This window comes from Mycetocola sp. JXN-3, from assembly GCF_014522285.1.
GTDB lineage: Bacteria > Actinomycetota > Actinomycetes > Actinomycetales > Microbacteriaceae > Mycetocola > Mycetocola saprophilus.
Genome location: NZ_CP041635.1, coordinates 789,091 through 813,697, shown reverse-complemented (window position 1 = coordinate 813,697; position 24,607 = coordinate 789,091). Strand labels below are relative to the sequence as shown.

Sequence of the window (24,607 nt, the reverse complement as noted above, 5' to 3'; positions counted from 1 at the left end):
ATCGTTCCCGCTCCCGGGAACTCGGAAGGACAATGACGTGCCTCTCTTTACTCCCCGAAATACGCGAAGTACCGACGCATCCGCAGCGGCCGGTGCTCCCCCACGATCCCGGCGGCGACGCCGACTCCTGACCGGTGCGCTCGCGCTGGCGGTGGCCGCCGGGGTACTCAGCGGATGCGCCCCCACCGGCCCCGAAAACGTTCGCTTCTACCTCTCCAAGCCCGAGGCGATCCCCTACTTCCGCGAGCTGGTGAAAACCTATAACGCCGAGCAGAACAGGATTCACGTCACACTCGACACCTCGGCTAATCTGCAAGCCGGCTTCCTGCGCGGCAATCCGCCGGACCTCGGGCTCCTGAACTACAACATGGAGATGTCGCGGTTCATGGAGCGCGGGGCGCTGAGCGATCTCGGGGACATGCCCGAGGCCTCACGCATCCTGCCCGACGTGCAAAAACTGGTGGACCAGTACGCGACCTACCGGGGCCGCACGAGTGTGCTCCCCTACTCTGTCATGGCCGCCTCGGTTATCTACAACAAGCAGATCTTTGCCGAGCAGGGCATCGCGATTCCGCAGACCTGGGCGGAGTTCCAGGCGGCCTGCGAGAAGCTCACCGCAGCCGGGATCACCCCGATCTACGGCACCTTCAAGGATCCCTGGACCGTGGCCCAGGGATGGTTCGACTATGCGGTGGGCGGCATGGTCAACGTGGCCGACTTCTACGCCGGGCTGAACAGGGAGGGCACCGATGTGGGCCCGCACTCGGCGGTCTCGTTCCAGAAGACCCTGCTGGAACCCACCCAGCGGATGCAGGAAATCGCCCAGAAGTCCACTAATAAGGACGCGGCCGCCAAGGGCTACGGTGACGGCAACCTCGCCTTCGCCCAGGGCAAGGCGGCGATGTACTTCCAGGGGCCGTGGGCGCTCGGCGAGATCGCCAAGACGTCCCCCGATCTTCAGTTGGGGACCTTCCCACTGCCGATGACCGATAATCCCCAGGATCTGAAGGTGCGGGTCAACATCGACCTCGCCGCCTGGATCCCCGAGGCGTCCAAGCATCAAAAGGCTGCCCGCGAATTCCTCAGCTACCTGTTCCAGCCGAGCGTGATTGACGACTATAACGCCAAATTCCTCGGCTACGGCACCACCACCGATGCGGCCCCGGTCACCGATCCCCGCATCGTGGGCATGCGCGAGTACTACGACCGCGCCGCCTTCTACCAGGGGGCGTCCAAGGCGATCCCGCTGACGATCCCCACCGAAAACTACGTGCAGGGGATCGTGCTGGGTGCCGATCCGAAGAGCACCCTGGCCACGCTCGACGCAGACTGGGCCCGGCTGGCCCTTCGCCGCTAGGGACAAGGAGACAACATCATGGCAACAACGACGTTGATCAACACCGGCGCTCCGGTGCCCAGGCCCCCGCGCTCGCGCCGTCGGGTCGAGGGCGTCTACTACCTGTTCCTGGTTCCCACGCTGGTCCTGTTCAGCCTGGCAATCACCCTCCCGGCGATCATCGGCATCGTCTCCAGCTTCACCAACTCGATCGGGTTTGGCGACTGGAAGTTCATCGGCTTCACCAACTATGTGGCCGCCTTCGGCGACCCGGCGATCCTGCAGAGCTACCTCTTCACCTTCGGCTTTGCGCTGGTCACGGTGATCCTGGTCAACGCGCTGGCGTTCCTACTCGCGGTGGGGCTGACCGGGAAGATCCGGCTGAAGACCACCCTGCGCACGGTGTTTGTGGTGCCGATGGTCATCTCGGGCATCATCATCGCGTTTGTGTTCAACTTCCTGTTCTCCAACGCGCTGCCCGCGCTGGGATCGGCGCTGGGCATCGATGTGCTCTCCACGAGTCTGCTCGCCAACCCCGATCTCGCCTGGATCGCCATCGTGATCGTCACCGCCTGGCAGGCGATCCCCGGCACCCTGCTGATCTACATCGCCGGTCTGCTGGCCATCCCCACCGAGGTCTATGAGGCCGCGGACCTCGACGGTGCCGGCCGCTGGCAGCAGCTGCGGCGGATCACCCTGCCGCTGGTGGCCGGGTACGTGGTCATCAACGTGATCCTCGGCTTCAAGAACTTCCTCAACGCCTACGACATCATCTTCGGTCTGACCGGCGGCGGCCCGGGCACCTCGACCCGCTCGATCGCGATGACCATCGTCACCGGCTTCACCGGCGGCGACTACGCCTACCAGATGGCCAACGCGACGATCTTCTTTGTCATCGTCATCCTCATTTCGCTGATCCAACTGCGGATCACCCGGGGAAGGAACACCTTCTAATGACCCCCCTGACCCCGCGTCGATCCGGCAGGATTGGCACCGAACGCCCACGCTGGTCCACCACGATCATCCTGCTGCTGTGTGCGGTGACCGTGATCATCCCGCTCTATGTCACCATCGTCACCGCCTTCAAAACCACCAGCCAGGCGGTGGACGGCAACGTGTTCTCGCTGCCGGCACCGTGGAGCGTGGACGGATTTGTTCAGGCGTGGAACCTCACCAACGTGCCCCAGGCGTTTGCAGTCTCGGTGTTTGTGACCGCGCTCACAGTGGCCGGAACGATCCTGCTGGCGGCGTTTGCCTCCTTCGCGATCGCCCGCAACTGGGACCGGAAGTTCTTCCGCTGGTCCTTCTTTTACCTGCTGGCTGCGATGTTCCTGCCCTTCCCGGTGCTCGCGCTGCCGCAGATCCAGCTGACCGGATTTGCCGGACTGGATAACCCGGTGGGGGTCGCGATCCTGCACATCATGTTCCAGCTGAGCTTCAGCGTGCTGCTGTTTACCGCGTTCCTGCGCTCGATTCCGATCGAGCTCGAGGAGAGCGCTCGGATCGACGGTGCCTCGACCTCCCAGGTCTTCTGGAAGCTGATCTTCCCGTTGCTGGCCCCGATGAGCGCAACCGTGGGCATCTTCGCGTTCCTCGCCTCGTGGAACGACTTCATGATGCCCTCGCTGATCACCTCGGATCCGGCGATGCAGACCCTCCCGGTGGTCCAGTCGATCTTCCAAACCCAGTTCAGCAACAACTACAACGTGTCCTTTGCCTCCTACCTGATGGCCATGGCCCCGGCGATCATCGTCTACCTCTTCACCCAGCGCTGGGTGATGGCGGGCGTGACCCAGGGCGCGGTCAAGGGCTAACCGTTCAACCGAAAGGAAAAAGTGTCTACTCCGACCGAAACCGTATTTGACCGCACCGGCGAGGCCGCACCGTGGTGGCGTCAGGCCGCGGTGTACCAGATCTATCCGCGCAGCTTCGCCGATTCCAACGGCGACGGACTCGGGGATATCCCCGGGATCACCTCGCGCGCCGACTATCTGGCCGAGCTCGGGATCGACGCCGTGTGGCTGAGCCCCTTCTACCCCTCGGCTCTCGCCGACGGGGGCTACGACGTGGCCGACTACCGCAACGTGGATCCGCGCCTGGGCACCCTGGACGACTTCGATGCGATGGTTACGGCCCTGCACGCACGCGGCATCCACGTGGTGGTGGACATCGTCCCCAACCACACCTCCGACCAGCACGCCTGGTTCCGGGAGGCGCTGGCGGCCGGGCGCGGATCCGCCGCCCGCGAGCGCTATATCTTCCGCGAGGGCACCGGAGAGAATGGCGACCAGCCGCCCGCCGACTGGGTCTCGGTCTTCGGCGGTCCCTCGTGGGAGCGCGTCGCGGACGGTCAGTGGTACTTCCATCACTTCGCGACCGAGCAGCCCGACCTCAACTGGCGCCACCCCGAGGTGCGCGCGGACTTTGTGAAGACCCTGCGGTTCTGGTCGGACCGGGGTGTGGACGGCTTCCGGATCGATGTCGCCCACATGCTCACCAAGGATCTCACCGACCCCCTGCCCAGCCAGGCCGAGCTCGATGCGCTGCCCCAGGATGGTAACCACCCGATCATCGACCGTGACGACGTGCACGAGGTCTACGCCGAGTGGCGCGCGGTGTTCAACTCGTACGACCCGCCGCGCACCGCGGTGGCCGAGGCGTGGGTGCACCCCTCGCGGGTGCCGCTGTATGCGAGCCCGAAGTCCCTCGGTCAGGCGTTCAACTTCGACCTGCTGGAGGCTGACTTCGACGCCGAGGAGTTTCGCCGGATCGTGACCGACAACCTGGCCATCTCGGCCACCTCGGGTTCCTCGACCACCTGGGTGTTCTCCAATCACGACGTGGTCCGTCACGCCACCCGCTACGGCTTGCCCCGTACCGAGCGTGGTGCGGATGGACGACCGCTGCACAAGCACGGATCACAGTGGCTGCTCAGCGGCGGCACCGACCCGGTGGTCGACACCGCGGGCGGGCTGCGGCGAGCGCGCGCTGCGAGCCTGTTCCTGCTGGCCCTGCCCGGGTCCGCGTATATGTATCAGGGTGAGGAGCTGGGGCTGCCCGAGGTGGCGGACATCCCGGCCGCCGAGCGCCAGGACCCCACCTTCTTCCGCACCCAGGGTGCCGAGATCGGGCGCGACGGCTGCCGGGTGCCGCTGCCCTGGACCGAGTCCGGTCCGTCCTTCGGGTTCGGTGAGGCCGGGGCGCACCTGCCCCAGCCCGCGTGGTTTGCCGAATATGCGGTCGCCCGCGAGGCCGCCGATCCGCACTCGACCCTGAGCCTGTATCGCCGTGCCCTGGCGCTGCGTCACGAGCTGCAGACCGACGAGGCGCTGGAGTGGCTGGAGACCGGACGTGACGACGTCCTGGAATTTGTGCGCCCCAACGGCTGGCGCGTGATCACCAACTTCGGTACCGAACCCTATCCGCTGGGGCCGGATGCGGTAGCGCTGTCCAGCTCGGACCCGGTGGAGCAGGCCCTCACCGAGGTGCCCGGTGAGACCACCGTGTGGATCGCCGCCCGCTAGGAGAAACAAGGGCCCGCCCCGCGGGTCACGTTCGAGTCACCGGAGCGGCCACGACTCATCCGCTTCACCCCCCCCCGCGGCGTCTCATCCGAGGCGCCGCGGGTGCCGTTTCGGGTGCGCGCGGTGCCGTGGACCCGATATCCATCAGCCAGCCGGGACGCGGATTTCAGCCGCACATGCTACCGTTTCTCAAGTGAGTGCCGTGACCGATTCCGCACACGCCGAGCTCCCCACCGAGCTCCCCGTGCTGCTGGCCTTTGACCTTGATGACACCCTGGCGCCGTCCAAGACGCGCCTGCCCGATGAGATGGCCCAGGTGTTTGCGCAGCTGTTGCCGCGCACCCAGCTCGCCGTGATCTCCGGCGGCCAGATCGGACAGTTCCGCTCGCAGGTCATCGAGGCGCTGGAATCCGCCGGTGCGACCCACCTGGAAAACCTGCACCTGATGCCCACCTGTGGCACCCAGTACTTCCGCTTTGTTGACGGTGCCTGGGACCGCCGCTATGTCGAGTCGCTGAGCGATGACGAGAAGGCCCGCGCCCTGCGCGCGGTCGAGGACTCCGCCCGGGAACTGGGCCTGTGGTCCGAGCAGACGTGGGGCAACGTGCTCGAGGATCGCGAATCGCAGATCACCTTCTCGGCCCTGGGCCAGGAGGCACCCGTGGACGCCAAGTACGGCTGGGATCCCACCGGAGAAAAGAAGGAAGCCCTGCGTGCCCGCGTGGCCGAGCTGCTGCCGGACCTGGAGGTACGTGCCGGTGGATCGACCTCGGTGGACATCACCCGCCGCGGCCGCGACAAGGCCTACGGCGTGAACCGTCTGCTCGAGGCCACCGGCCTGGAACTCTCGGACATGCTGTTCTACGGTGACCAGCTGCAGCCCGGCGGCAACGACCACGCGGTGGCCGCGATGGGTGCCCGCACGATCGAGGTGACCGGCTGGCCGGATACCCTCGCCCGTCTGCAGGCGCTGCTCGCCAAATAGTTTCGTTTTGAACACCGGCCGGGTCCTTCGGGGCCCGGCCGTTGTGCGTTCACGAGCCGACACACTGCTGTGGATAACACCCGCGGCTAAGGCTCAGATTCCTCCGCTATCGTGACGTCGACAAGTGAATGAGAGGGATCCCGATGGAACTCACCAAATACGCCCACGCAACCGTGACCCTGACCAAGGACGGACACGAGCTGCTGATTGACCCGGGCACGTTCACGACCAACACCGACGAGCTCCTGGCCGGGGCCGACGCGGTGCTGATCACGCACGAGCACGGTGATCACTTTGATAAGGATAAGATTCTGGCGGCCCTGGAGGCCCGCCCCGACCTGCCGATCTATGCGCCCGCCTCGGTGACCGCCCAGCTGCCGGCCGACCGGGCAAATATCCACACCGTCTCCGCCGGGTTCAGCGCCACCGTTGCCGGCTTTGATTTCGAGGTTTTTGGCGAGAATCACGCGCTCATTCACCAGACCATTCCGCTGGTCGCCAACGTGGGCTATCTGGTGGACGGTAAGGTTTTCCACCCGGGCGATGCCTACCTCGAACCCGGCGTCCCGGTGGACACCCTGCTGGTTCCCACCAGCGGCCCGTGGGGCAAGCTCGGCGAAGCCATCGACTACGTCCGCGCGGTGGCACCGCGCCAGAGCGTCCAGATCCATGACCTGCTGCTGAGCGAGCCGGGCCGCCAGATGAGCGGACGGATGCTCGGAGATGACAACCTGACCGGGGTGCCCTTCACCACCCTGGATGAGGGCGAGACGTTCGAGGTCTAAACGGGACTCTATACAACACCGCCGCGATGATCCTGCTGATCATCGCGGCGGTGGTGTCTTGGGCGCACTGCGCGGGCCGAACCCGCGACCAGGCCGTCCCGTGGTGAGGCGCTCATTCCCGGTCCCGGCAGAACCTGCGACCAGGCGACGTGGTGAGGCGCTCACTCGCGGCGGAACCCGCGACTAGGCAGCTCTGGATCGGCGACTACTCGCAGCCGATCCCGTCGCCGTCGCGATCCAGGTGCCGTCCGTAGCCGGGCTGGCCCGCGTAGACCGGAGCGGCCCCCGCGGCACGAGCGGCGGCGCAGTTCTTGTAGTACACCTCGCGCTGAGCAGGCGGAGCGGCCGGGGCCTGCGCGGGCTGCTGGGTCTTGGGCGGGGTGGCCGCGAACTGTTGCGGCGCGGCGGGAGCCTTTGACTGGGCCGCAGCCTGAGCCGCGGCAACGGCCGCCTCCAATTCGCCCACGCGCGCGGTCTGGGCGGAGACCTGTGCCTCCAGATCGGTGACCTGGCGTCCCTTCTGATCGGCCAGCGAGGTCGACTCCTTCAGCTTATCCTTGGCCTCATTCGCGGCCTTGGTGGCTTCGTCCACCGCCCCCTGCTGCTCTTTGACCCGCGCCTGCGCCTCGCCGAGCTTGGCAACCAGCGAGGCGTTTTCCTCCTTGAGGGCCTCCCGATCGTTTCGGCTCGCGGCCCCGCCGATGCCCGATCCGAGACCCAGCACCAGCAGAAACGCCAGGGTAATCACCCACCAGCGTCGAAAGAACGGCTTACGTGGCGACGCGACGCCCTCGTGCTCAAGCGAGGTAACGGGCAGGGGCGCGGTCTCGGGAAATACTGACTGGGGAGGCACGATTGTAGAGGTCCTTGCGATGCGGGAAACTGGAGGTTTCGACCGACATGCGCGGCAGCCAACGGTCGATCATCGCCAGTATGCAGAACGCGAGGATCTGAAACAAAACGAATTCCCGCGTTTTGAGCCGGTGTCGCCCGGTTTGGGGGTACGTCCGGCCACCAGATTCGGCGCTCGCGGGGCTTCTCGGCGCTCGCCTCGCAAGCGAGACGCCTAGCGGGTCGGCGCCTTTCCCAGGGTCCCGATCAGGTCGGCGACCGCGGTGATCGAGGACTCGGCCAGGAAGGGATCGCTCTCCTCCCCTATGATGTCGGTGTGATAGGCGATCCCGTCGCCGGCGAGCAGCACCAGGCGGGCCAGGGTCTCGTCACCGAGTGAGTCCACCAGAACTTCAAACCACCGATCCCGCGCCCAGCGCAGGGTGATCCAGGCCTCGTTATTTCCGGCCTGTCCGAGCCGCGTGGCGGCCACCACCAGACGCTCCAGGGGCGAGGAGTATTCCAGCGAGGTACTCACGTAGTAGCGCGCGGCCCCCTCGGGGGCGATCCGCATGGCGGCGGCGTCCGCGGTGACCAGCGACTCCAGGCGGTCCAGGATCTCCCGATCCATCGCATCGCGGGAGCGGAAGTGGTGCAGCAGTCCGGCCTTGGAGAGGCCGCTGCGCTTGGCAATGGCGTCGATGCTGGCCGAGCGCACGCCCTGCACGACGAGGAGGTCGACGTAGGCCTCGATGATCTGATCCGGTTTGCTCTGCTGGTCCATGTGACTTCCAGTTTGGCACATCCAACCGGTCGGTAGTGCCCCATGTGGCGGCGCGTAACACGAGCCCCGGTCACGCGCCGCCGGGGTTTTTGTTGGGAGCCACTTCCAGGCGGCTCCGAGCGCCCCGGCCATACCCTAACCGGGCGCTCATTACCGGTGGGGCGCGGCACAAGCCAGTGCGCGCACCCACCGGGGTGTCGAGGGGTAATCACTCCCTCGAGTCTGTGTTACCGCTCGACGATGCCCCAGGCCGAGCCGTAGCCCTGCGGTTCGGCGGCGGCGAGCAGTTCGAGGAACGGCTTGGCGTCAAACGACTCGGGGCCGAGGACTCCGGCACCGCTCCAGATGCCGTTGGCGAGCAGCTCCAGCGCCACAACCGGGTTGATCGCGGTCTGCCAGACCACCGCCTGCGAGTTATCGCGGGCCATGGTCTCCTCGTTGTCGGCCACGTGGTAGAGGTACAGCGACTTCTTGGTGCCGTCCTTGTGGGTTCCGGTCACCAGCACGCCGGCACAGGTCTTGCCCTTCATCAGCGGACCGAGGGTCGCCGGGTCGGGCAGTACGGCGGCCACCAGGTCGCGCGGGGACACCTGCTGACCGCGCACGGTCACCGGCTCGGTCTTGTCGAGGCCCAGCTTGTTCAGGGTCTTCAGAACCTCGATGAACTCGTTTCCGAGGCCGTACTTAAACTCGACCTTCTTGGCGTCGATCCAGCGCGGCATCAGGTGAACCTCTTCGTGCTCCACGTTCACACACTCGACCTCGCCGATGCCCTCGGGGAATTCGAAGGTGATCGGGTCGGAGAACGGCTCCACCGCGTGCCAGCCGCCCTTGTCTTTGTCCCAGAGGATCGGCGGGTTCAGGCACTCCTCGATGGTGGTCCAGATCGAGAAGGACGGGGCGAACTCGTATCCCTCGACGGTCAAGTTGGCACCGTCACGGACCGAGAGCACGTCGATCTCGTCGAACAGCTCGTCGGCGGCGTAGCGGGCGAAGATGTCGGACAGGCCCGGCTCCACGCCGATCCCGACCAGGGCCAGCTGCTCCTTCTTTTCCCACTCGTCAGCCACGGCGAACTGGTCGTCTCCGAGCTTGATGTTGGTCTTGGTGAAGGGGTCTTCGGGGTGGCGCACGGACAGGCTCATCGCCATGTCGAGGTAGGTGACGCCGGCGGCGTGGGCACCGTCGAAGATCGGCATCACGAAGCGGGGGTCCACGGCGTTGAGAACGTGGGTGGCGCCGGTCTCGCGGATCAGGGCCTCGACGGCATCGGCGCTGGAGGCGTCCACCTGCGCGGCGGTGTAGCGGGGGTCGCCAATTTCGGTCACCAGGCCCTGCGGGCGCGCGGGGTCGTAGTCGGCGATCGTCAGCTTGTCGAAAAAGGAACGGCGAGAGGCGATTCGGGCTGCGGCACTGCCGACGCCACCGGCACCGATAATCAGGATGTGCACGATACTTCTTTCTGTTGTGACGGTGTTACTTCGGTTGAGGAAAAGACTGGGGCTAGTTCTCGGGAACCAGCACGGGGGTTTCGCGGTTGAGCGCCTTGCCGGAGAAGAACTCCTTGGCGCCGGGGAACCGCGACCAAATGAACATCACGACCAGACCCAGCAGCAGCGATCCGACACCCATCACGAAGGTGCCGCTGGTGCCGAGTAGCTGCGTGGTGCCGTAGTTCGGATCGAACATGCTGATGGCGGAGTAGACAAACACGGTGCCCATCATCAGCCCGCCGATCAGCGGCAGCACGAGCCTGAACACGGTGTTGCGGGCGCTGTCGAAGAGGTTTTTACGGAAGAACCAGATGCAGGCAAACGAGGTGATCGTGTAGTACATGGCCACCGCGAGGGAGGTGGATTCGATCGTGTCGGAGAGGATGTTGCCGCTCAGCAGGGACATCCCCACGTAGAAGATCACCGAGACGACGCCCATGAAGATGGTCGAGAAACCGGGGGTCGAGTACCTGGGGGTGATCTTGGCGAACGGGCCGGGCAGGCCCTTGTAGACACCCATCGCCAGGGTTCCGCGGGCGGTGGGGAGAATCGTGGTTTGGCAGGTGGAGAGGGCCGAGACGAACACCGCGAACACCAGGACCCAGCCCCACTGGCCGAGGGCGTCGTTACGCAGGCCGAAGAACACGTCCTCGGCGGTGTCGGGGTTGGCCAGGCCGGTGCCGGTGGTGCCGACTCCGGCGTGCATCATGGCCAGCAGGGTCATGCCGATGTAGGTGATCAGCAGCACGACGGTGGACAGCAGCGCCGCCAGTCCCGGGGTGGTGCGCGGGTTCTTGGTTTCCTCGGCGAGGGAGAGGCACGTGTCCCAGCCCCAGTAGATGAAGATCGCCAGCAGCACACCCTGGATGAATCCGGCCGGGTTATCGGCGGCGAACGGGTTGAACCAGTCCCAGGAGAAGGCGAAGTTGTGGAATGCGCCGCTGCCGATGGCGAGGGCCAGGCCGATGCAGAAGGCGATGATCGCCAGGTATTGCAGCGCCATCAGAATGTTTTGGGTCAGCGCCCCGGCCTCGACCGCCCGGTAGGAGACCCAGGTCATGGCGGCGATGATGACCGCGCCGAGCGCCACCACGAGGGTGTGGTTCTTGGCGATCGATCCGTCACCGATGAGCAGCAGCAGGTACTTGGAGGCAACCTCGCTCTGGCTCGACATCACGATCACACCGGCCACAAACACGCCCCAGCCAGCCAGCCATCCGGTACGCGGACCGAACGCCTTGGACGCCCAGGTGAACGCGGTACCGGCATCGGGGACCGCGGTGTTGAGCTCGCGGTAGGCAAAAGCGGTGAGGCACATCGGCACGAAGGCGACGATCAGGGCGATCGGTGCCTGAGCCCCGGCCGCGATCACGATAAACCCGAGGGTTGCCGCCAGGGAGTACAGCGGTGCGGTGGAGCCGAGGCCAATCACCATCGAGGCCATCAGGCCCAGCTTGCCGTGCGCCAGGCCCTTACCGCCCTGGCCCGCGGCCACGTTTTCTGTCACGCTCACTTGTGCTCCTCTGCAACGGTACGCCGGGGTGGGGATCGAGCCGGTCGTCGAGTTTCCGCACCTCCCGACCATTCGGTCGGGAGGTAGGTAAATCGTGCCACGCGATCCTTCCCCCGTCAACACGATCACCTCCGATTTGCGTCTCGGAGCCCCCTCGACACCGGGTTTTCTCGCTGGCAACTCCCGTGTCGCGCCGCGCAACGGCGCGGATTATTCCCCCGTCGCGGCGTTGCGAAATTAAATTGTAAACACCTTGTTTCGAGTCCCTGGATGCGGGTCCCCAAAGCCGATTTCCCCAGCCTGGCATCCGAATACTACGGTGAATCACCCATCGGCGGCCGCCGTGCCAGGGTGCGCGATAACCTGGATCTTTTCGCCTCCCATGCCGCAACCGACGCGTCAACCCAATCCAGCATTCGGTCGATTGAATCCGCGTCCCGGACGAGCTCCCTCCGGTAAATCGGTTCGTGATGAGCTATGCGATTTCGCAACGAATGGAGGTTATGCATCACTGCGAATGCCGCTCCGCGCCTCTGCGGGCGAAGCCCAGGAAAGGAGAATCGAAGGCAGTTCGTCCACAGACTCGCCTCGTATCGACGAGCCAACAGATACTTCCAAAATCCAAAGTTGAGCTCGGCGATAATGTGCCCGTGCTGGTCTCCAGACCCGTACTTGCGGATACGGGCACGGGCGACACGAATATCGCGAATAGTCCGCTCCGATAGCAGCGCATCCGGATCATCAAGCCATGACCCCGCTCGAGAACCATGACGACGATTGAGCTGTTCGGCAATGGCGTTTCGTACAGAGACCTCGACCACGCCGATGGACTCATAGAACGCCCCGGAGATGGAAAGGTTCCATTCGTAGAGCGCAATGGCATCAAGAACGTTTCCACCGGCGTATTTGATATACGGATTCATACGCTGGGCCGAGAGAGTGCCAATAACCATCTCGGGGTTGAAGTTTCGATCCATTGTGCAGGTCCCTTCGTCGTGTTAGCCTTTTCGAGAAGACCCCGGAAGGCCTCTGCGAAAGCACGTCTCCGGGGTTACGTCTTTAACGCTAGGGAACCCGTCGCACACAAAAAATGCCGGCCCTCATGCTGTGGAGAACCTCCGCAGATTCGGGCTCTGTGGAGGAAAACCGGAAAGCGCACCGGCTGCCGCCACGCACGGTTCAACAGGACGAAACGGGTCAGAGCGAGACCGAGCGAGTGCTCAATTCATCCCCGTAGGTACGGCGAGAATAGCGAACCCGATAATCATCGGTATCAGCTGCAGCACGAGAACAGCCGCGCCAATCAGGAAGGCGGCCAGGCTCAGCCGAGCCCCGCGGAGCGCGGGATTGTCGCGAAGTGCGGCGCGGGAACTCAACGAACCGATTACGGCGACCAGGGCGAGCACCCACCCCAGTGGGGCGAAAATCAGAATCGCGGGCACCGAGGCGAGCGCCAGCGCACAGGACACCATCGCCATACCACTGACCGGCCTCTGCCTCAGGCTACTCTGCTCGCCGAGATTCTTCCGTCCGCGTTCGTCCAAACTTTCACTCACGCTTCGCAGAATAGCCCAGCGCGAGCACTCACGGGCATCCCCCAAACGCGCACCGGGAACGTCCCGCCGGGGCGATGCCCCGGCGGGAACTGCCGCGTCTTAGATTACTCGCGCGAGGGGTAGATACCGAAGGTGCAGATGCTGGCGATGAGGCCGGTCGGCGTTGTTGCGCGCAGGTCAGGCAGAGCGAAATTCTGCTGTCCGTTTCCACCATAAGTGGTCCCCAACAGGGTGAAAAGTGCGGTGTTCTGGGAGATATCGAGGAGCCGTCCATCCGCGGGCGTTCCCAATCCGAAGACACCCGCGGTGTAGATCACCTCGCCGAGAGTGCAGTCATTATTGCCCCGTCCGCCCTGCCAGTTCGGCCTCAGATCATGCCCGAATTTATTCGCCAGGTCTTCAACGGCACCAAACCGCTCCCGTGTCAGCCAGCTCGGTCCCTCCGGCCCCCGGGGCCCCGCAGGCCCGGTCGCTCCGGTAGCACCCACCTGGCCGGTGGCACCCGCGGCCGAGAGCAGCGCCCAGGCCGAGGCGTCCGTGGGAACCACACCGGTGAAAGGCTCGGCCCTGGTCGCAATCCAGGTTGATCCCTCGAACTGCACAACGCTCGCCGGGGCCGTGGCCGAGTAGACCGCGGTGGCAGAATAGGCACCCTGGAACTTCCAGGAGACGTCCCCGGTTGCACCCTGGACGCCCTGCTGACCCTGTAGACCCTGTAGACCCTGAAGTCCCTGAATTCCCTGCGTGCCGGTGGGTCCCTCCGGGCCCAGTGGTCCGCTCAGACCGATCGGGCCCACCAGGCCGGTAGCTCCCTGATTGCCGGTGTCACCCTTATCGCCCTTTTCTCCGGCGTCACCCTTGATCCCGGCGGCGGCAATCAGAATCCAGTCCGAAGCCGACGCCTTCGGAGACGCGGCCACGGACGAGCGCGCCGCAACATAGGTTCCCCCCTGATAGGTGACCAGCGCCGCGGGCGGGCCGGCCGTATAGGTTGCGCTCGCGCTCCATTCGGAGACGCTTGACCAGGCAGCGGTGCCCGCATCGCCCTTCTCGCCGCGCGCGCCCTGCGCACCCGCGACTCCGGGAGCACCAGCCACACCGGGGGCACCAGGCGTACCGGGAGCACCCGCGGTACCGGGGGCACCGACGGCGCCGGGAGTACCTGGCTGCCCCGGGATTCCACCGGCTCCGGGAGCACCCGGAGCGCCCTGGCGGCCGGGGGCACCCTGGGCGCCGGGAACTCCCGAGGAGCCGGTGTTTCCGGGCGCACCAGCTTCGCCCGCCGAACCGGGTTCACCCGCGGATCCACTCGGACCAGGTTCACCCGTCTGCCCCTTTTCACCCGGCTTACCGACGGCTTCGGCCGAGGACTGCCAGGTGACGGGAATGGTTCCGGTTTTGCACTCGGAGTCCTCGGGCAACAGCGAGAGAGTTCCACTTGAGGAGTCCAGACACCCGTTCAGCGCGGTGCCCTCGCGAATCTGTCCGGAGCCCGCGACCCCGGCCACGGCCAGGGCGCTCCCTCCGCCAACAAGGAGTGAAACGAAGACGCTGATTGAGACGGTTCTCAGCACTGAAACCATGGGTACTCCCTGTCATGGATGGGGGTATGCGCGTGCACCTCAATGCGCAAGCTCGCTATAGGCTACACCTTATAACGTTTTGAAGCGTGCTTCTCCGTCACATAGCGACGTACGCGCTTCACCGCCCAACGGATGAGAAGGGCCAACACGATCACCCCCAGCAGGTACATGGCGATGAGGCCGTGCGACATTGCCAAGAATCCGCTCAGAAACGGATGTTCAATCGCGGTCGCCGCATCGACCGTCCACCACACATCCTGCCCGCGCACCCCGTTCCCACTCGCGTGGCGCTCGGCCCCCAGCAGACTCGCCAGCCAGGGACGCACCAGGGCGTTGAGGATCACGCCAACCGCCAGTGGGCCCACCAGGCATGCCATAAACCCCAGCGTATCCAGACGTTCGGCCCGACGCTGGGCGCTAGATTTTGATGTGCTCATCTTCCGGCTACCGTAGCATCACACGCCCCGAGCCGGGCACTACTGCCGTGGCCGGGCACCAACCTTCGAGGCCCGCCCATGGCGGTGTCGAGCAGGTCCGAGATTACCCAGACAAAGAAAAACCGGTCAGTCTCTACGGAGACTGACCGGTTCTTGCAGTGGTGGACCTAGGGGGATTCGAACCCCCGACCTCTTCATTGCGAACGAAGCGCGCTACCAACTGCGCCATAGGCCCTTGCGGTAAGAACGAGCGTATCACGCGGAAATCGGCTCGCCGAATTCGCGTCCGAAACCGGCTCCTGCGCGGGAATTATTGGAGCCGGTTTGCGCCCCACCCCAAGCTGGGTCATTGACACGACCGTGCCGATCCGACAGAGTCGAAGTCACCTCGCGGGTTTCACCGCGGCACGAAACACCAACCGAAAGTCGCAGATGACTCCCCCACTCGTTGACATGTTTCAGACCTCACGTCGCCGGCCGCCGACACTCGTCGCCCTCGGGGCCCTCGCACTCACCCTCGTGGGGTGCTCCATCGAGGATGATTCCCTCAGGTTTCCGTCGAAGGATGCCAGCGAGGAGACTCGGGAGATCGACTACACCGATCCCGACCGCGAAAAAGTGACGCTCGATGACGGCATGCCCCCGCTAAACGCCGACCTCACCCTGGAGGAAGTCGACACCTCTCAATTGATGGTCGCCGATTTCAGCAGCGCCGCCCGCGTCAACGAGTTCGGCGCGCAGCTGGCCACCGCTCTCGAACGCCTCGATAACGTCGCCTTCAGCCCCGCGGCAACCACCGAAACCCGAGATGCCGCCCGCGACGAGTTCCTGCGGGACATGACTCAGGGATTCGAGTTCAGCGAACTCGGACGCCACGGTCTCAACTCCGGCGCGGTGGAGGCACTCAGGTTCGGTACCGATCCGGTTCCCGATGGCAAAAGCACCGTAACCGCCAGCCGAGTTCGCTTTGCCGGTGGCGGCCTGACTCAGCGCGAGGACGGGGCAACCCGTGCCGACTATGAAATCCTGTTTGCCCGTGATCTCACCGGCAGCCCGGTCCGCGAGCGATGGGACGAATACGTGCCCTACACGGTCATCTTCCAGGAAAACACAGGTGTCGTGATCGGCTTCGGCACCGAGCGCTAACGGCTCGTCTCCTCCAATAACGCCTACGCCCCCGCTCAATCGAGCGGGGGCGTAGGCGTTATCGAAACCTAACCGGCGTTGCGACGACGCGCGAGCAGGTCGACCGAAAGGTCATCACCCTGCGCGTATTCATCCACCACGCCCATCCGGGCAAAACGGCTCGGCGGACGCTCGGCGGCGCCTCGATCCGGAACGGCAGGGGCAGTGGACGCGGAGGCTGCGGGCGTATTCGCCGCCGGGGTGATCGACACCGGGGCCTCGGGAGCCAGCTCGGCCGCGCGCTCGGCGAGCACCTGGGCGAGGGCCGCGCGACGCAGCGCGTCCTGGGCATCCTGCCGAGCCATCGAGGCGGCGGCCACCGATCCCTCGGAGGCGTACATCGGCGCGGGCAGCACCGGCGGAACCCAGGCTCCGGGGCGCAGCGGCTCGGCCTGGGGAACGGCAATGGGCAGCGGATCGGCCAGATCCTGCATGGGCTGAGACTCGGCGGGCGCCGTAGTAACCACCTGATCCAGTACCGCCTCGGGCACCGCGACCAGCTTGACCGGGCGAGCCAGCGCCACCAGCAGCGAAATACCAGCGAGCGCCATGACCGCACCCACGATCAGCAACACGGCCTGACCACCACCGGCCACGATCACGCTGCCGGAGACGACACCGATCGCGCCGATCAGCAGGGTCACGGTTGCCATCAGCCGGGAGCGCTTGCGGGCCTTGGCACGCAGCGCCGTCAGCGGCGGACGCGCGGTGAGCTCGGCGCGCAGCTGGGCGGCCTCTTCGAGCGCCTCCTGCTTGGCACGCTCGCGGATCTCGGCCTGTACCTTGCGCAGCACCTTCTGCTTCTCGGCGACCTCGCGTGAGGAAATCTCCAGGTGTACCTGGCCGGGCAGCTCGGTGGTTTCGGCGAGCACACGCATCGTCTGCTGCAATCGCACCGCGTTGCGTTCGGTCGCCAAATACTCGTTGCGTCGGCGCCATGTGGGCACCAAATAGATGAGCCACAGCACGGCTGCAGCCGCGAACACCACACCACCACTCAGAATTCCACCCGGCATACACCTACGGTACGTGCGAATGACAAAAAACAGCCCTCGCACCGCGGGTGTGTCTACAAACACTCGGCGGATATTCCGGCAGGTCCGGCGTGTTGAACGATCGTGAAACCTAATACTCCAGCGGTACGCTCGCCGCGAGCCGATCGGCCTCGGGAATCTCGGCTAGGCGCGGATCGGCCAGCCCCATCCGCCAGCGCGCGTACACACCCTCGGGAGCCTCCTCGGCCACCACGGCAAAGCAGTAGTGATCGCGCCAGTCCCCGTTGATGTGAATGTAGCGCCGACGTAACCCCTCATACCGGAACCCGAGCTTGCGCACGACCGCCAGGCTCGGGGCATTCTCCGGCCGGATGCAGATCTCCATCCGGTGCAGCCCGAGCATCCGAAACGTGTAGTCGGTGGCGAGCGCCACGGCGGTGGGCGTGATGCCCTTGCCCGCAAAACGCTCGGAGATCCAGTAGCCGAGGCTCGCCGAAGCCAGGGATCCATAGGTGAGCCCGGACACCGTCAGCTGCCCGGCAAGCTCCCCCCGATACTCCATGATCAAGGGCAGGCTCTCACCCGCCCGCGCGGCGGCCAGGCGGTCGCGAATGGACGCACGCACGTCCATGGCAAACATGCCGCGGGGGCTGGTCGCCTCCCACGGTGCCAGCCACGAGCGGTTCCCCAGCAGCTCACGTTCGAGAGCCTTCGCGTCCCGCAGCTTGACGCCGCGCAACACAATATCCCCAACCTGCTGCGGCTGGAAATTCCAAGATGCCACTCGTGTTCCCTAGTCTTCGAGGCCGGCCACGAAGTTACGCAGCCACGGCTTGAGCTCGGCGCCCAGGTCTTCCCGATCGGTGGCCAGCTGGACGATGGCCTTGATGTAGTCGGCTCGGTCGCCGGTGTCGTAGCGGCGACCATCAAAGATCACGCCATAGACGCCGCCGGCAATGGACTCATCCGCGGCCAGCTCCTGCAGGGCATCGGTCAGCTGAATCTCGCCACCCTTACCCGGCTGGGTGTGCTCCAGCACATCAAAGACCTCGGGGCGCAGGACATAGCGTCCGATGATGGCCAGGTTGGAGGGGGCATCCTCGACGGCCGGCTTCTCCACCAGCCCGGTCACCCGAACCACGGACGGGTCGTCGGTGGCCTCAACCGCGGCGGCACCGTAGAGCGAGATCGACTCCGGCGGCACCTCCATCAGGGCGATAATCGTGGCGTTTCGCGAAACCTGCTCGTCCAGCATCTTGGTCAGCAGCGGGTCGCGCTCATCGATCAGGTCGTCACCCAGCAGCACGGCAAACGGTTCGTTGCCCACGTGACGCTTGGCTCGCAGGACCGCGTGTCCAAGACCCAGCGGGTCTCCCTGGCGCAGGAAGTGGATGTCGGCGAGGTCGTTGGGCTGCTCCACGGAGTCCAGGCGCTGCTTGTCGCCCTTCTTGCGCAGGGCGATCTCCAGCTCGGTGACCCGGTCAAAGTGGTTTTCCAGGGCGTTCTTATTGCGTCCCAGGATCATCAGAACGTCGGTCATCCCGGCGTCCACGGCCTCCTCAACCACGTACTGGATGGCCGGCTTATCAACGACCGGGAGCATTTCCTTGGGCATCGCCTTGGTCGCCGGGAGGAAGCGGGTTCCAAGACCTGCGGCGGGGATAACTACCTTATTCGCGCGCTTTGACATACCCCCACACTACTCACACCCGGTACTCGGCAACAGCCCGGATCGTATCCACCGGTGCCCATCACACCTAGAATGGGGCTATGTCCCATGAGGTAGACCACCAAAAGCGAGCCCTCCGTGCCGAGCTGCGCGAGCGCCGCCGCAACCTGACCAGCACCGAGCTGGAAAACACCACGGTTGGGCTGACCACCCAGCTGCAGGAACTCATCACCCGTTCCGGGGCACGCAGCATCGCCTGCTACCTGTCCCGTCCGAGCGAGCCGAACACCCGGCCGTTCCTGAACTGGGCGCTTGAGCGCGGCATCCGCATCCTGTTCCCGATCTCGCGGGAGGACGGCCTGCTGGACTGGACCGTCGGCGAGACCGGCGAGGAAAGCGCGGGTCTGTTCGGAATCAATGAGCCCATCGGCGAGCTGCTCGGTCCGATCGCGATCAACGACGTGGACCTGATCATCGTCCCCGCCGCCGCGGTCGACCAAACCGGCATGCGCCTGGGCTGGGGCCGCGGATACTTCGATAAGACCCTCGGATCGATGGAGCGCTGCCCACCGGTCTACGGGGTGATCTACGATAGTGAACTGCGCGATTCCATCCCCCAGGATGTTCATGATCGCCCGGTCAACGGCGTCGTCACCCCGACGCGGATCGCCGAACTCGGCTAGATCCTGCCCACTCTCCCCTCACAACACAGGAAACATACGTGCCTCTCTACTCCTATAAGTGCACCGAGTGCGGAAACGCCTTCGATATCACCCAGAGCCTTTCTGACGCAACGCTGAGCGAATGCCCGTTATGTGGTGGCAAACTGCGTAAACTTTTCGGCACGGTCGGTGTGAGCTTTAATGGCTCGGGTTTCTACAGCACCGACTCCAAGTCGGGTTCCTCCGGGGGCTCCGGCGGAGCCAAAAGCTAACGAAACCACCACTGAAGGGGGACCCTATGATTAAGGGCTTCAAGGAATTCATTCTTCGCGGAAACGTCATTGATCTCGCCGTCGCGGTGGTCATTGGTGCCGCATTCACCTCGGTTGTCAACTCGATCGTCGAGAACATCTTCAACCCGATCATCGGCGCACTGTTCAAGGCCGACAGCCTCAACAGCACCTGGATCCTCACCATCCCGACCCTCGATGGCAGCAAGCCTGCCGAGGTGAAGTTTGGTGCGGTCGTGGGCGCGATCATCTCGTTTGTGATCGTCGCCATCGTGGTCTACTTCGTGTTTGTGCTGCCGATCAACCACTTCAAGAAGCGAGCCGACGCCCTGCTGGCCAAGAACAAGGACACCGCCGCCGAGGAAACCCCCGAGGTTTCCGCGGATGTGGCCCTGCTCGCCGAGATCCGCGACCTGCTCGCGGCCAACGCCGACAACGCGGCCCTGGGCTCGCGCGGGCCGGGCAAGCACTCGGGCGAATAGTTCCCTCCACACAAAACGCGGCGACCGGATCGGTCGCCGCGTTTTTGTGTTGTGTCTACCCGCAGGCTAGCGCCGCGTGCGCCGGATCAGCACAATAATCGCGAATATCACGAGCCCGATGATTGCGAGCGTTACCAGCGGTCCAACATAAACTGCGGTGGTCATCGAGGTCTCCTCACGGGTGCCGAAGCCGGTTGCTTCGAATTGCCGATGGGCCGACCCTATCGCCGGTCCACCCTCGGCTCCAGTGAGGATTAGTTATCTAGCGGGTGTGGGTGCCCCAGTGAGGGGGTACGTCGGCGCGCATGCGGGCGTCATTGCCGGAGTCTCCGGAGGTCTGGGCGGGTTTGCCGCCCCATCCCGCGTCGGAGTCCTCGGCGGCGCGCACGGGGCGGGTGCCGGCCTGCGGCGCCGGATCGCTGCCGGGCACCGCGGCCGTGCGGACACGACGCGAGCCGGGCACACGACGAATCGGTTCGGACGTGTTCTCGCTCATGATTCCAGCGTACCGCGGGGCACGCTCGGCGGGTGCACCCGGCGGCGCGCCCGTGAGACCTCGGTTGGCTCGGCCGGGACCCCGGCGTGCGGGGCTAGGCCTCGGCCTCGGCGGGCACGGCCGGCGTGCGGAGCTAGGGCTAGGCCTCAGCGGGTACGGCCGGCGTGCGGAGAGAGGCCTAGGCCTCAGCGGGTACGGCTCGTGTGCGGGGGCTAAGCCTCGGGCTCGGCGGGTGCCGCGGGTCGTGCCTCGGGAACGCCCAGCAGAGCGGTCACCTTGGCGCTGACGCCCTCGGGATCCGCAAACAGGTCGAACGAGTGCACCCGGAGGTAGTGCCAGCCCAGGCGGCGCAGCACGTCGGGGCGCAGGCGCAGCGATTCCCGCAGCGACTCGGTGGTCACCTCGGGATCGGACTCGACGGCAACGGCCTTGCCGTTATACGACGCGACCAGCGCGAGCGAACCGCGATAGCCCACCTCGACGTCGAGGCCGCGACGGTACAGGCGCTCGGCCAGGTCCACCATCATCGGCTCGGCACCCTCAGTGTTCGGCGGCGCGGGCACGTGCTGCACGGGCTTGCGCAGGATCTCGGCGAGCGCCGCGATCCCGTGGCTGGTGCGGGCGGGATCGATATCCTGCGGCTTGATGCAGGACACGATCACCATCGAACGCCGGGCACGGGTCATGCCCACGGCCAGCAGACGGTCGCCGCCGGGCTCGCCCAGCGCACCAAAGTTTGACAGGACGCGGCCATGCGGGGTGAGGCCGTAACCCAGCGAGAAGATCACCCGGTCGCGGCTCTCGGCCACCGACTGCTCCAGGGTCAGCACCGCGAAGGGCTCGGCACGCTCACGCAGGATGAAGTGAGCCAGTTCGGAGTGCTGAGCGAAGGCCGAGAGCACCGCCTGGTTGAGCCGGGTCGCGTGCTTCACGCTCGCGGTGACCACCATCAGGGACTCCCGCGGACGATTCGCCGCGTGCTCCAGAACCAGGTTCACCACGCGCGACACCTCGGCATCCACCGACTCGACACCGCCGGTATCGGGATCGGGCATACCCTTTCCACCCTTGACGTAGTCGACGGTCAGGCTGCCGTGGCCGAGGAACGAGCCCGCCCACGGGAGGGATTCGATCTCGCCCTCGTAGAAGCGCTGGTTGACCAGCTGGCTGAGATCCTCGCCCCCGGCGCGGTAGCTGCGGGTCAGGGTCAGCGTGGGCAGCAGCTCGCCGAGGCGTGCGAGCGCGGAATCTCCGTGCAGGGCCTCGATGTCGAAGTTCTGGGCCTCGTGACGGGAGGGATCCGACGCGGCCAGGGTGAAGGGAAGCGGGCTCTGGGTGACCGGGTCACCGAAGGCTACAACCTGCTTGGCCCGGCCGATCGCCGCGGCGTTCTCGGCCAGGGTGGTCGCACCGGCGTCGATCAGGAACACGGTGTCAAAGCGCAGCGAATCCGGGATCAGGTGCACCTCATAGGGCGAGGCCACCCACACCGGGGAGAGGATGCGCGAGAGATGCGGGGCCTGGTTTTCCAGGGCCATCGGATCCACCGCGGCCCCGCGCAGCAGCGTGCGCAGCGCGGCGGCCTCCTCGGAGTGGTCCACCAGTCCGATCTTCCAGGTGTCCCCCAGCAGGGTCGCCAGCTGTGCGCCCTGGGCGGAGGCGTGGGCCTCATCCACCAGGCGGAAGTCGGATTCCAGGCGGTCGATCACGCTGGTGTTCGCACCCAGCAGTGCCTTATTGGTGGCCAACAGGTGCTCCAGCACCGACTGCCACCAGGCCAGCTCGAGCTCGTCGGCCACGCGCTCCTCGGGGACGTGACGCACCGAGAGGTCGGTGATCAGCGGCGCGAGGCCCAGATCCTTGAGCTCGGCGATCAGCGTGGTGCGCTCCTGCAGGTTTTCCATAACCTGCGAGTCGGCGGCAAGACCCGCCATCAGACGCACCAGTTCCTTAACCGGCAGCGCCACCAGGCGCTCATCCCGGGTCACCCGGTGCAGCGGACCATCCAGGCGCGAGAGGTCGTCCACCACGCGCTGATAGGTCACCTGCACGTCGGCGATGCCCAGCGGCACCTCGGGCATCGCGCCGGTGGACACGTAGCGCTGCCAGAGCACCCGCTGCGCCTGGATCCGCCGCAGCGCATCCTCCATGTCCGCGATGTGCACACCGGGGCGCACATACTCACGGGCCAGCTTCTTCAGCCGGCGCCGGTTGGCGGTGTTCATGCTCGGCGAATCGCGCCGCGAGCTGTGGGCGATGATCAGTTCCTCGAGCGAGCGGTCAAACACGCTCGGCGAGAACTTGTCCAGGGTGTCGCGCAGATCCAGCAGCAGGCGCAGGTAGACACCCAGCTCCTCGACCGACTCGAACGGCCGCATCCGGGTGTGCCCGATCAGATCGTAGGCGCGCTCCAGCAGGCGCGGCAGCTCGGTGCGGTTGAGCTTCTTTGCCAGCGCGTGGGTCGCCTTGGCCTCGGCGGTGGTGGCAAAGGTGGCGCCGTACCAGGGCGAGTCTCCGGGACCGTACTGGAACTCGCCCAGTGCCGCGGCGGCCGCAAGCTTCTGCGAGATGGATCGGCGGTCTCCGGCGAGGTTCCCCATCGAGGTGAGGTCGAGCCGGGCGGCGGTCGAGGGCGGGAAGGGCAGGTTACCCAGGCGGGTCAGCGATTCCAGGGCGTCGATGACCGAGACCCGCAGGGTCGGGTCGATCCGCGACAGCGCGCCGCGGTAGTCGAGCAGCACCCGGCGCAGGCGCACCAGGGCGTCATCCACGTCGGCAATCTTGGGGGCGATGGCCTTCTCGTTGCGGCTGATCGCCTCGATCAGGTCACGGCGCACGGTGGTCGGCCCCACCGAGAGTCCGGGCAGGCCCACCTTGGCCAGACGGTGACGGATCCCATCCAGGCCCGAGCGCCGGGCACCCACCACGAGCACCCGCTTGTGCTGGGAGACCAGGGCACCGATCGCGTTGACCGCGGTCTGGGTGCCCCCGGTTCCGGGCAGGGTGCGCACCACGAGGGAGTTGCCGGCGGTGATCTGGGCAATCACGTTTTCCTGCTCGGCATCGGCGTCGAGCAGCAGGGTGTCGGTGGTGGGCGGACGCTCGTCCTGCCCCACGGCATCCACCGGGAGGAACAGGCTGTCCACGAGCTTCTTGGCCCCGGCATCCCCGGCGATGGCCTCAAGGATCGGGTGCTGGCGCGACTGCACGTCGCGGGCGAGCGCCGGTCCGATATCGGCGAAGGTCGACACCAGCAGGCGCGGCTGCACGCTGAACCACTCCAGGCGACGGGTGATCCCGCGCAGCTCGTCGATCACCGGCTGGGGCTGGAACACACCCTTGGCCACCGAGAGCGCCTCGAAGGCGTCGGCGTCCAGCGCGATGCCAAACTGCTCGCGCATCGCGCGCACCAGCTCGGGGTTCATGACCGAGCGGCCCTTGAGCTTGAGCTCGTAATCCTTGCCGTAGCGGCGAATGGCAACCGGACGCAGCAGCACCGGGGCGCAGTAGTCCACCCCGTCATGCCGCCACTGGGCCAGGCCGATGGCCAGGTGCACGGCCTCGATGCCGCGCACCGTGCGCAGCTCGACACCCTTGGTGGTGATCACATCGGCGGCGGACTTGGCCCGGCGCAGCGCCAGCTCGTCCCGAATCAGGTTCGACAGCAGCGTCGAGTGACCGGTGATGAACTGCGGCAGACCGCCGGGGTGGGTCGAGGAGAGTTCGATCCGGGTGCGCGGCTCATCGGTGAAGAACAGCAGCGGCGAGGTGCCGCCCACGGATCGAATCTGCTCGATCCAGCGGGCACGCTCGGCGGCGGGATCGGGCTGGGCGACCGGGGTGGGGCGCGGGGGCACGGCGGCATCGGAGACGTCGGTTGTCTCGATGCTCTGGGGCGTGGTGTCCGGGGTCACATCGGTGCCTTCCGGGTTGTTTGCGGGCGCGACCGGCGCGCTCTGGTCAGCCACGGACCCCACAGCGGATTCGTGTTCTTCTGAGTT

23 protein-coding genes and 1 tRNA gene are annotated in these 24,607 nt (G+C 65.8%); 10 read left to right on the top strand and 14 right to left on the bottom strand.

Features of this window, described 5'->3' with window-relative positions:
- Positions 1 to 37: 37 nt before the first annotated feature.
- The 6 genes from C7C57_RS03720 (at position 38) to C7C57_RS03695 (ending at position 6,630) form a co-directional block, all read left to right on the top strand.
- The gene (locus C7C57_RS03720; RefSeq protein WP_370581429.1) at positions 38 to 1,357 is read left to right on the top strand and encodes an ABC transporter substrate-binding protein; all 1,320 of its coding nucleotides are present in this window, start codon (positions 38 to 40) and stop codon (positions 1,355 to 1,357) included.
- An 18-nt stretch (positions 1,358 to 1,375) separates the two neighbouring features.
- On the top strand, positions 1,376 to 2,290 hold the full coding sequence (locus C7C57_RS03715; protein ID WP_030148301.1) for a carbohydrate ABC transporter permease: 915 nt from the start codon (positions 1,376 to 1,378) through the stop codon (positions 2,288 to 2,290).
- A complete protein-coding gene (locus C7C57_RS03710; protein ID WP_187977630.1) occupies positions 2,290 to 3,150 on the top strand; it encodes a carbohydrate ABC transporter permease in 861 nt (286 codons plus the stop codon). The genes C7C57_RS03715 and C7C57_RS03710 overlap by 1 nt, the downstream gene beginning before the upstream one ends.
- 21 nt (positions 3,151 to 3,171) lie before the next feature.
- Positions 3,172 to 4,860, top strand: coding sequence for a glycoside hydrolase family 13 protein (locus C7C57_RS03705; protein ID WP_187977629.1), 1,689 nt, complete (start codon positions 3,172 to 3,174; stop codon positions 4,858 to 4,860).
- A 202-nt stretch (positions 4,861 to 5,062) separates the two neighbouring features.
- A complete protein-coding gene (locus C7C57_RS03700; protein ID WP_187977628.1) occupies positions 5,063 to 5,845 on the top strand; it encodes an HAD-IIB family hydrolase in 783 nt (260 codons plus the stop codon).
- Between the two features lie 143 nt (positions 5,846 to 5,988).
- Positions 5,989 to 6,630, top strand: a complete 642-nt coding sequence (locus C7C57_RS03695; RefSeq protein WP_187977627.1) for an MBL fold metallo-hydrolase — start codon at positions 5,989 to 5,991, stop codon at positions 6,628 to 6,630.
- A gap of 205 nt (positions 6,631 to 6,835) precedes the next feature.
- On the opposite strand, the gene C7C57_RS15810 is transcribed toward C7C57_RS03695, so the two are convergent.
- From C7C57_RS15810 to C7C57_RS03650, 9 genes are all read right to left on the bottom strand, one after another.
- Positions 6,836 to 7,483, bottom strand: a complete 648-nt coding sequence (locus tag C7C57_RS15810; protein WP_255505764.1) for an excalibur calcium-binding domain-containing protein — start codon at positions 7,481 to 7,483, stop codon at positions 6,836 to 6,838.
- Positions 7,484 to 7,696: 213 nt separating this feature from the next.
- Positions 7,697 to 8,245: a TetR/AcrR family transcriptional regulator gene (locus tag C7C57_RS03685; protein WP_187977626.1), complete on the bottom strand. Its 549-nt coding sequence runs from the start codon at positions 8,243 to 8,245 to the stop codon at positions 7,697 to 7,699.
- 227 nt (positions 8,246 to 8,472) lie between these two features.
- Complete coding sequence (locus C7C57_RS03680) at positions 8,473 to 9,696, bottom strand: saccharopine dehydrogenase family protein (RefSeq protein ID WP_187977625.1); 1,224 nt, start codon at positions 9,694 to 9,696, stop codon at positions 8,473 to 8,475.
- Between the two features lie 52 nt (positions 9,697 to 9,748).
- Positions 9,749 to 11,182: an APC family permease gene (locus C7C57_RS03675; protein WP_255505819.1), complete on the bottom strand. Its 1,434-nt coding sequence runs from the start codon at positions 11,180 to 11,182 to the stop codon at positions 9,749 to 9,751.
- 383 nt (positions 11,183 to 11,565) lie between these two features.
- A complete protein-coding gene (locus tag C7C57_RS03670; RefSeq protein ID WP_187977623.1) occupies positions 11,566 to 12,228 on the bottom strand; it encodes an Abi family protein in 663 nt (220 codons plus the stop codon).
- Between the two features lie 243 nt (positions 12,229 to 12,471).
- Positions 12,472 to 12,807 (bottom strand): hypothetical protein, encoded by a 336-nt coding sequence (locus C7C57_RS03665; protein WP_187977622.1) that lies wholly within the window; start codon positions 12,805 to 12,807, stop codon positions 12,472 to 12,474.
- 104 nt (positions 12,808 to 12,911) lie between these two features.
- On the bottom strand, positions 12,912 to 14,390 hold the full coding sequence (locus tag C7C57_RS15805) for a tail fiber protein (protein WP_187977621.1): 1,479 nt from the start codon (positions 14,388 to 14,390) through the stop codon (positions 12,912 to 12,914).
- A 62-nt stretch (positions 14,391 to 14,452) separates the two neighbouring features.
- On the bottom strand, positions 14,453 to 14,827 hold the full coding sequence (locus tag C7C57_RS03655) for a hypothetical protein (RefSeq protein WP_187977620.1): 375 nt from the start codon (positions 14,825 to 14,827) through the stop codon (positions 14,453 to 14,455).
- A gap of 159 nt (positions 14,828 to 14,986) precedes the next feature.
- Positions 14,987 to 15,062: transfer RNA gene (locus tag C7C57_RS03650), tRNA-Ala, on the bottom strand.
- 218 nt (positions 15,063 to 15,280) lie between these two features.
- Here C7C57_RS03650 and C7C57_RS03645 point away from each other — a divergent pair.
- The gene (locus C7C57_RS03645) at positions 15,281 to 15,973 is read left to right on the top strand and encodes a hypothetical protein (protein WP_187977619.1); all 693 of its coding nucleotides are present in this window, start codon (positions 15,281 to 15,283) and stop codon (positions 15,971 to 15,973) included.
- Between the two features lie 68 nt (positions 15,974 to 16,041).
- Here C7C57_RS03645 and C7C57_RS03640 read toward each other — a convergent pair whose 3' ends face one another.
- The 3 genes from C7C57_RS03640 to galU all read right to left on the bottom strand — a co-directional run bounded on the left by C7C57_RS03640 (position 16,042) and on the right by galU (position 18,697).
- Positions 16,042 to 17,028, bottom strand: coding sequence for a hypothetical protein (locus C7C57_RS03640; protein WP_187977618.1), 987 nt, complete (start codon positions 17,026 to 17,028; stop codon positions 16,042 to 16,044).
- Between the two features lie 109 nt (positions 17,029 to 17,137).
- The gene (locus C7C57_RS03635; RefSeq protein WP_030148287.1) at positions 17,138 to 17,791 is read right to left on the bottom strand and encodes a GNAT family N-acetyltransferase; all 654 of its coding nucleotides are present in this window, start codon (positions 17,789 to 17,791) and stop codon (positions 17,138 to 17,140) included.
- Positions 17,792 to 17,800: 9 nt separating this feature from the next.
- Positions 17,801 to 18,697, bottom strand: a complete 897-nt coding sequence (gene galU / locus C7C57_RS03630) for a UTP--glucose-1-phosphate uridylyltransferase GalU (RefSeq protein WP_030148286.1) — start codon at positions 18,695 to 18,697, stop codon at positions 17,801 to 17,803.
- Positions 18,698 to 18,777: 80 nt separating this feature from the next.
- Here galU and C7C57_RS03625 point away from each other — a divergent pair, with 80 nt between their 5' ends.
- The 3 genes from C7C57_RS03625 to mscL are packed head-to-tail and all read left to right on the top strand — an operon-like array spanning position 18,778 to position 20,110.
- The gene (locus tag C7C57_RS03625) at positions 18,778 to 19,359 is read left to right on the top strand and encodes a 5-formyltetrahydrofolate cyclo-ligase (protein WP_030148285.1); all 582 of its coding nucleotides are present in this window, start codon (positions 18,778 to 18,780) and stop codon (positions 19,357 to 19,359) included.
- Positions 19,360 to 19,397: 38 nt separating this feature from the next.
- Positions 19,398 to 19,610, top strand: coding sequence for an FmdB family zinc ribbon protein (locus C7C57_RS03620; protein ID WP_043321570.1), 213 nt, complete (start codon positions 19,398 to 19,400; stop codon positions 19,608 to 19,610).
- Positions 19,611 to 19,636: 26 nt separating this feature from the next.
- Positions 19,637 to 20,110, top strand: a complete 474-nt coding sequence (gene mscL / locus C7C57_RS03615) for a large conductance mechanosensitive channel protein MscL (protein ID WP_187977617.1) — start codon at positions 19,637 to 19,639, stop codon at positions 20,108 to 20,110.
- Positions 20,111 to 20,372: 262 nt separating this feature from the next.
- On the opposite strand, the gene C7C57_RS03610 is transcribed toward mscL, so the two are convergent.
- Positions 20,373 to 20,606, bottom strand: a complete 234-nt coding sequence (locus C7C57_RS03610; RefSeq protein ID WP_030148283.1) for a hypothetical protein — start codon at positions 20,604 to 20,606, stop codon at positions 20,373 to 20,375.
- Positions 20,607 to 20,818: 212 nt separating this feature from the next.
- Positions 20,819 to 24,574, bottom strand: a complete 3,756-nt coding sequence (locus C7C57_RS03605) for an AAA family ATPase (RefSeq protein WP_255505763.1) — start codon at positions 24,572 to 24,574, stop codon at positions 20,819 to 20,821.
- Between the last annotated feature and the right edge of the window lie 33 nt (positions 24,575 to 24,607).